Below are 7338 nucleotides of genomic sequence, written 5' to 3' on the forward strand. Positions count from 1 at the left end.
CGCGTCGAAGCGCCACGCATATTATAAGTCCCTGTTGATTTTATCGATTTCCGCGTCGAGTTGTGCGCGGGTGATAAACCGTGGCGGCGGTATGCAAAGGAGTCTGCCTATGAAGGCATGCAGCCTTATCCGGAACTTGAGGAAGGCGCTTTGATTCTCCGGCGCGTTGAAAAAATCCTCCAAGGGGTGCCGATCAGGCGGGTCGTTGGGCGGTGGTGTCATAAATGATTTAAATGAGCGCTGTTTTGGCGCGGGCCAGTTGCGCGTTTCCGAATCGTGCGCGGCGAGTGTTTTCACGGGAAATTGCATGGCAAGGATAAACTACTATTGATGTCCTATTATTCATGGGTGACTCCTTATGCCATTTTTGCCAGTGTGCCCGCATGAAGTCCGGTGAAAAACGCCGCGCCGAGAGGCGCAAACACAAGAAGGAGCTCTCCGAGAAGCTCGGACGGCTGATTGCCGCCGAGCGCAAGAAAATCGGCCTCAACCAGGACGATTTCGCGCACGAGGCCGGCATCCACCGCTCCTACATCGGTTTCATCGAGCGCGGGCAGCGCACCATCACTGTCGCCCTGCTCGCCGATGTGTGCCGGGCGCTGGGCAAGCCTCCGTCAACACTGCTCAAAAAGCTGAAGCTTTGATCGCAGCCGGCGGCGCGGGCACGCCCGCGGTTGCGTCCAGGGCAAATCACCGGCGCGTGCCCGGCGACGGGATGTGATTCAGGAGTTTCGTAAACTCCCGGTAGAGCATATCCCTGAAAACCTTGGCGTTGATCGCGTCGATCATGTCGAGGCGATTGGCGAGCATGTTGGCTGTCAGGCCCTCCCTGTAAAAGGCGAGCTTCACCGGATCGCCTCCGCTCAAGTGAGGCATGAAAATGGTCCGTCCGGGCGGGTGTTCGGGGTATTTCGCGCGCGGCGAATCATCGTCCGCTCTTCTGATTTGAAAGAATGTGGCCCAGGGAAATGCGTTTTTGAGATCGAGCCAGCATTTGGTGTTGGCGTGGCCACCATCGACGGGGACGATCAAAATGAGTTTGGTGCCAGTTTCGTTGCAGAATGCCTCGAAGTCAAATTTGCCGATAAACACATCCAGGATTGCGTCTATTACAGCGAAGCCACCCTCGAAGTCGGCGATGATATTTTTTCCTTCGCGCAGGGAATCGAAAAGCAAGTCCTGGTTTTCAAAGCGATCTATCTTGAGGCGGTTGGGGATTGTCTCGGGGAAAATTTTTACGAGTTCCCCACTGATTGAATCGGCGTTGTGCAGGAGAAATTTGTGACCGAGGTTTTTCAGGTATTCGTAGAGATGCGCGCAGCAAAAAGTTTTGCCGAGGGCGCCCTTGCTCTGGATGAAAAAGATGGCGGTGTTTTTCGTTTGGTTTTTGCAAGCGCCGACGGACGCGTCGCCGGCGGCGCTGTCCTGAGGGACAATTTTGAAATCGCGGAGCGCCCTGGCGACTTCCGCGTTCAGTTGCGAGCGGGTGATCAACTGTCGCGGGGTGATTCCGAGGAGTTTTCCGATATGCGCATACAGTCGCTCGCGGCGCGTGGGAACGTGTTTTTTGTTGTCCGGCGTGGCGGATGTGTCCGCCGGCGAGATGGAGTGCTGGGTCATGATGGTTGTGGTTGGAATTGTGCGGGGCGAGACATGCGTGAGTGTTTCATCGCAGGTTCCGATGGCAAGAAGATACTACTATTGATAGCTTACTCTTGATGGATTGATGTGACGACGTTTTCACGACCGGCTTCGCATAAACCCCGGTCAAAAACCGCCCGCCTCGCGGCTCGCGGAATTGTTTCCGCAAAGCCGGTCGGCGGGCGGTTTGTCAGTCTGCGCGCCTACTCAAATGTCGGCGGTATTTCACCGTGAATCGAAGCGAGCAGGTGCGCCAGGGTTGGCGCGTAGTCCGACTTGGAGCCTTTCACCCTCCATCCATTTTTTGGAGTGAAAACGATGATGTGTTTTCCGTCATGGATGATCGTTCTGCCGCTGACATCAAGGACCGCCTCGGCGACTCCGGCCTCAAGAAGCGTTTCGTAGTCGTTGGTGCGGGTGCCCCTGTTCATCGTCGTCAAGGCGGTGATCGTGCGCGCTTGGGCGTCGGTGACGTCGATGTCGTTGTCGAGTTGACGGAAGCCTTCCTCGGCGGCGTTGGCGTCATCGGCCTCGGTTTCGTGTTTTCCATAGATATGGATGCTGCGGAGGCCGCGCAGGAGCGCGATGGGAACGGGCACGGTGCGCCCGGAGGGTTGTATCAATTTTATGATACATGGTTTGGTGCTTGTCATTTTTTCGGGTGTCTTCGCCCACGAACCCTTCAGCCGAAATTTCGGATGAATACAAAAAGCCGCGCGCAAGGACGCCCGCGGGGCAAATCATGCGGGAGCCGCGGCCCGAAGGACCGCGGCTCCCGTGTTGCCACATCAGCTCAGATGCAATCGTCCGGAAGCGGCAAAAGCTCCACCCATCCGAACGTCTCGATGATTTTTTCCTTCGCGATGCGCCGTTTCACCGCCGGCAGTTTTCCGAACTCATCCGCCTCCGGCCATGTCCCCGAGGTGAAAGCTCCAAACCTGTCGGTGACGAAGGAATAAAAGGGATTCACGCCCTGAGACGGCGGCGATTCCATCTCGACGATTTTGTCCAGGAGGTTGTTGACGATGACACTTTCGGCTTTCGTCAGCCCGGTGGTTTCCGTCGCGTCAGCGTCCGCCTCGACCCACTGGAAGGCGTCCTCGATTTTATCCGCCTTCCAGATGGCCCTCAAAATCGCCGGAAGGCGCAGCCACACCTCGTGGGAGATTTCGCGCTCGAGCCTGGTTCTGGCGTGGAAGTAGGCGTCAACCTGCCATTCGATGTCGGGCTGGTCCGGCAGCGCGTCGAAGAACTCTCGAAATGATTCAAGGAACGCTTGGTCAAGACTGCCATGCTTGTGCTCGGGCCGTCGCAAGGCGCCATGTTCATCGGGACGGATTTCGACGAGCGCGTGGGTGACGCCACCGTCCCCCGTGAGCGATTTGCCCTCAAGGAAGGTGCGGACCTCGCTGGCAAGCTCCTCGCGTGTCATCGTGGTGTAGAGCGAGGATGCGATGAGGTTGAGCACCTCGTGACGGCGCACGAGTATCCAGCGATCCTCGGTCGTGGATTCATCCGGGGGAGCCTTGAGGTTCTCCCTCATCGCGATGATCATGGCGTCGATTGATTTGTATGGCACGACGCAGCCGGTATAGGCCCAGCCCTCGTCGGGAGTGAAGTCTATCGCGATGCCGTAGAGCCGGGTAAACGCGGTGCCATCCGCGCTGATGGTGAGTGTGTCGAAGCGCAACTCCAATGCCGCGTCGCGGTCGGAGCGTTTCGTCCCGGGGTCCGGAGAGACGATGCGTTCGAGCGTTTTGACTTGGGCGGCTGTCGGAGTGAATCCGTCGAACATGGCGGCCTTCGTGAGGGCGGCGCGGCGCTCGCCGCCGGTTGATGTTTGCGCGGTTTGGGCCGCGCGAAAAAGGCGCAGGAATCCCTCAGGCGCCAGTTTGATTTCCCCTGTTTCGGTGACGAACTTCAGGGGGACGTTGTGTTGTATATTCATGTGTTTGAGAAAGCCCCCGCACGAACCCCACCGCCGCGGATTGCGGACGGTTATAAAAGAGCCATGCAAGGGGCATTTTCCGCACACACACAACGCCGGAACCGGAGCGCAACGCGCGACTCTTCCGGCATGCCGCAACGCAATAACGCACATCGGAACGCTACCGAATTATAAAAACATAAGCGCCTCTTCAATGCGCCTAAGGCGCGCAAAGTCAATGTATCCGCGAGGTGTTCGCTGAAGGCGCTGAGCCCAACGGCAGATTGCAGCGAACACGTTTACCCGACAAAGGGCGTTGACATGCAAAAACATAACAGGTGCGATGCGTGCACACCACCTGTAAGCAAATCGTCAGTGGTAATTTCGAACTCCAAATCTGCAAGCACATCTCAGCAATCCATAGCGAATCGCTCGGCCAAGGATTCCCATTCAAATTTTTTAAGTCTGGGTTGGAAAATTTTACAACTAGTTATGAATTATAAAAATATGAAAATAAAATTCAGCGTTTTGATCATCGCATTGACGATGATGGGCAAACTTTTCGCTGCCCAGTATTGCGTGAAAACTGACGGCAACGATGAGGCATTGGGCACAAGTTGGGCCGAGGCCTACAAGGATGTGCAAAAAGCCATTGAAGCCTGTGCCGCAGATGGGGGCGGTGAAGTATGGATAGCGAGCGGGACGTATGTGCCGATGGATAGGCCGAATGGCGGAAACGAAGCAGACAACCGGACGAAGCATTTTTCATTGAGGAACAACGTGTCGGTGCATGGGGGGTTTGCGGGGACGGAGACGGCGCTCGGGGAGCGGGACCTGCTGGCGAATGAGACGATCCTGTCGGGGGACTTTAACGGGAACGACGTGTATGATGCGGATTCGGGGCAATGTTTGTCGGGCAATGCGGAGAACGCCTACAATGTGTTTAGCCATCCGAGCGGGATGGTGGTGCTGGATAACACAGCCACGCTTAACGATGTGACAATACGAGGCGGGGGTGGAAACTATGGAGGAGGCATGAACAATGGCGGGGACTCAAGTCCACTGCTGTCAAGGTGTGTGTTTGTAGGGAACGTGGCCGGTGCACGGGGCGGCGCCCTGTATAACAATGGTGGAGCCAGTCCCGTCGTGAGGGATTGTCTGTTCAAGGGCAATGCGCAAACTAATGTTAATCCAACTGGAGGTCCCGGCGGAGGCGCAGCATACAACGGTGCCAGCACTATGCCCGTATATGAGAACTGCGTGTTTTACAAAAACACGGCGCTTTTCGGAGCGGGCATGCGTCATGAGGGAGGGGCGATGACGCTAGTAAACTGCACGTTTTATAGAAACGCATCATCAAGTTCTGGTTCTGGCGGCGGTATCCAAATAAGCACAACCGCTGCGGTGGCACTGGTGAACTGCACGATAGTGGAAAACAGTGCGCCGAACAACGCGGGTGTGTATGCGACAAGTGCGAACACTCAACTGGTCAACTGCATTGTGTGGGGAAATACGGGAGGAAGTGCGCAAATTGCCACTGGCCTGACAGTGAGCCACAGTATCATTGAGGGCGGATACGTAGGGACGGGCAATTTAGACCAGGACCCGCTGCTGCTCGCGCAGCGAGATTATAATAATACGCCGACGGTGTTGCATATTTTGGGAGGCAGCCCGGCGATAGGGGCGGGGATGACGCAGGCGGAGGCACCAGAGGGTGTGACGATTCCGGCGTCCGATTATCGTGGCATAACCCGTTCCTCCATGCGGCCGACAATCGGGGCATATGAGTGGAGGCAGACGGCGGTGGCGATAGATAGCCAACCGCAGGCATCGGGTGAGACACCGGTCAAGGGCAGCACGGTGACGATATCGGCGAACACAAACAACGGCGTGCGTTACGAATGGTATTATAAGAGGAACGAATCGGTTGACTACAGTCTGGTCGGCGAAACGGCAACGCCGTCGTGGAGCTTCAACGCGGGTGCGGACACCTATGGCTGGTATGTGATGGTGGCATATGATGCGGACGGCAACCCGCAGCCGGCGGAGGTTGTCAAGGTGAGGAGCCCGCGAATTTACGTAAGCACGACAGGCAGTGACGAGAACGATGGATCGTCATGGGCGACGGCGGTCGCGAGTGTGCAGCACGCGATAGAAAACTGCTTCGGCAATGAGGTATGGATAGCGAGCGGGACGTATGTGCCGATGGATAGGCCGAATGGCGGAAACGAAGCAGACAACCGGACGAAGCATTTTTCATTGAGGAACAACGTGTCGGTGCATGGGGGGTTTGCGGGGACGGAGACGGCGCTCGGGGAGCGGGACCTGCTGGCGAATGAGACGATCCTGTCGGGGGACTTTAACGGGAACGACGTGTATGATGCGGATTCGGGGCAATGTTTGTCGGGCAATGCGGAGAACGCCTACAATGTGTTTAGCCATCCGAGCGGGATGGTGGTGCTGGATAACACAGCCACGCTTAACGATGTGACAATACGAGGCGGGGGTGGAAACTATGGAGGAGGCATGAACAATGGCGGGGACTCAAGTCCACTGCTGTCAAGGTGTGTGTTTGTAGGGAACGTGGCCGGTGCACGGGGCGGCGCCCTGTATAACAATGGTGGAGCCAGTCCCGTCGTGAGGGATTGTCTGTTCAAGGGCAATGCGCAAACTAATGTTAATCCAACTGGAGGTCCCGGCGGAGGCGCAGCATACAACGGTGCCAGCACTATGCCCGTATATGAGAACTGCGTGTTTTACAAAAACACGGCGCTTTTCGGAGCGGGCATGCGTCATGAGGGAGGGGCGATGACGCTAGTAAACTGCACGTTTTATAGAAACGCATCATCAAGTTCTGGTTCTGGCGGCGGTATCCAAATAAGCACAACCGCTGCGGTGGCACTGGTGAACTGCACGATAGTGGAAAACAGTGCGCCGAACAACGCGGGTGTGTATGCGACAAGTGCGAACACTCAACTGGTCAACTGCATTGTGTGGGGAAATACGGGAGGAAGTGCGCAAATTGCCACTGGCCTGACAGTGAGCCACAGTATCATTGAGGGCGGATACGTAGGGACGGGCAATTTAGACCAGGACCCGCTGCTGCTCGCGCAGCGAGATTATAATAATACGCCGACGGTGTTGCATATTTTGGGAGGCAGCCCGGCGATAGGGGCGGGGATGACGCAGGCGGAGGCACCAGAGGGTGTGACGATTCCGGCGTCCGATTATCGTGGCATAACCCGTTCCTCCATGCGGCCGACAATCGGGGCATATGAGTGGAGGCAGACGGCGGTGGCGATAGATAGCCAACCGCAGGCATCGGGTGAGACACCGGTCAAGGGCAGCACGGTGACGATATCGGCGAACACAAACAACGGCGTGCGTTACGAATGGTATTATAAGAGGAACGAATCGGTTGACTACAGTCTGGTCGGCGAAACGGCAACGCCGTCGTGGAGCTTCAACGCGGGTGCGGACACCTATGGCTGGTATGTGATGGTGGCATATGATGCGGACGGCAACCCGCTGCCGGCGGAGGTCGTCAAGGTGAGGAGTCCGCGGGTTTACGTGAGCATGACAGGCAGTGACGAGAACGACGGATCGTCATGGGCGACGGCGGTCGCGAGCGTGCAGCACGCGATAGAAAACTGCTTCGGCAATGAGGTATGGATAGCGAGCGGGACGTATGTGCCGATGGGTCGTCCGAACGGAGGGAGCGAGACGGACAACCGACAGAGGCATTTTTCGTTGAGGAACAACGTGTCGGT

General features: G+C 56.8%; 6 protein-coding genes. 2 read left to right on the plus strand and 4 right to left on the minus strand.

Going from position 1 to position 7338, the window contains the following annotated elements:
- Positions 1–21: 21 nt before the first annotated feature.
- Entirely contained in the window at positions 22–297 is a 276-nt protein-coding gene (locus M2103_RS13050) for a hypothetical protein (protein WP_277511120.1), read from the minus strand.
- Positions 298–383: 86 nt separating this feature from the next.
- Between M2103_RS13050 and M2103_RS13055 the strand changes: the two genes are divergently transcribed.
- Positions 384–644 carry a helix-turn-helix transcriptional regulator gene (locus M2103_RS13055; protein ID WP_161554740.1) on the plus strand — a complete coding sequence of 87 codons (261 nt, stop codon included), beginning with the start codon at positions 384–386 and terminating at the stop codon, positions 642–644.
- Positions 645–690: 46 nt separating this feature from the next.
- On the opposite strand, the gene M2103_RS13060 is transcribed toward M2103_RS13055, so the two are convergent.
- From M2103_RS13060 to M2103_RS13070, 3 genes are all read right to left on the minus strand, one after another.
- Positions 691–1620, minus strand: a complete 930-nt coding sequence (locus tag M2103_RS13060) for a hypothetical protein (RefSeq protein WP_277511122.1) — start codon at positions 1618–1620, stop codon at positions 691–693.
- Between the two features lie 224 nt (positions 1621–1844).
- Complete coding sequence (locus tag M2103_RS13065; protein ID WP_277511123.1) at positions 1845–2240, minus strand: hypothetical protein; 396 nt, start codon at positions 2238–2240, stop codon at positions 1845–1847.
- A gap of 194 nt (positions 2241–2434) precedes the next feature.
- Positions 2435–3589 carry a hypothetical protein gene (locus tag M2103_RS13070; RefSeq protein WP_277511125.1) on the minus strand — a complete coding sequence of 385 codons (1155 nt, stop codon included), beginning with the start codon at positions 3587–3589 and terminating at the stop codon, positions 2435–2437.
- A gap of 354 nt (positions 3590–3943) precedes the next feature.
- Between M2103_RS13070 and M2103_RS13075 the strand changes: the two genes are divergently transcribed.
- Positions 3944–7338 (plus strand): choice-of-anchor Q domain-containing protein (locus M2103_RS13075; RefSeq protein ID WP_277511127.1); only part of this gene is annotated, 3395 nt, incomplete at its 3' end.

The organism is Ereboglobus sp. PH5-5 (assembly GCF_029504805.1).
In the GTDB taxonomy this organism is placed as follows: Bacteria; Verrucomicrobiota; Verrucomicrobiia; order Opitutales; family Opitutaceae; genus Ereboglobus.

What these genes read in the sequence shown, in the direction of transcription:
- M2103_RS13055 (WP_161554740.1), top strand. Translation starts at nt 384, where the DNA reads ATGAAGTCCGGTGAAAAACGCCGCGCCGAGAGGCGCAAACACAAGAAG.
- M2103_RS13060 (WP_277511122.1), bottom strand. Translation starts at nt 1,620, where the DNA reads ATGACCCAGCACTCCATCTCGCCGGCGGACACATCCGCCACGCCGGAC.
- M2103_RS13070 (WP_277511125.1), bottom strand. Translation starts at nt 3,589, where the DNA reads ATGAATATACAACACAACGTCCCCCTGAAGTTCGTCACCGAAACAGGG.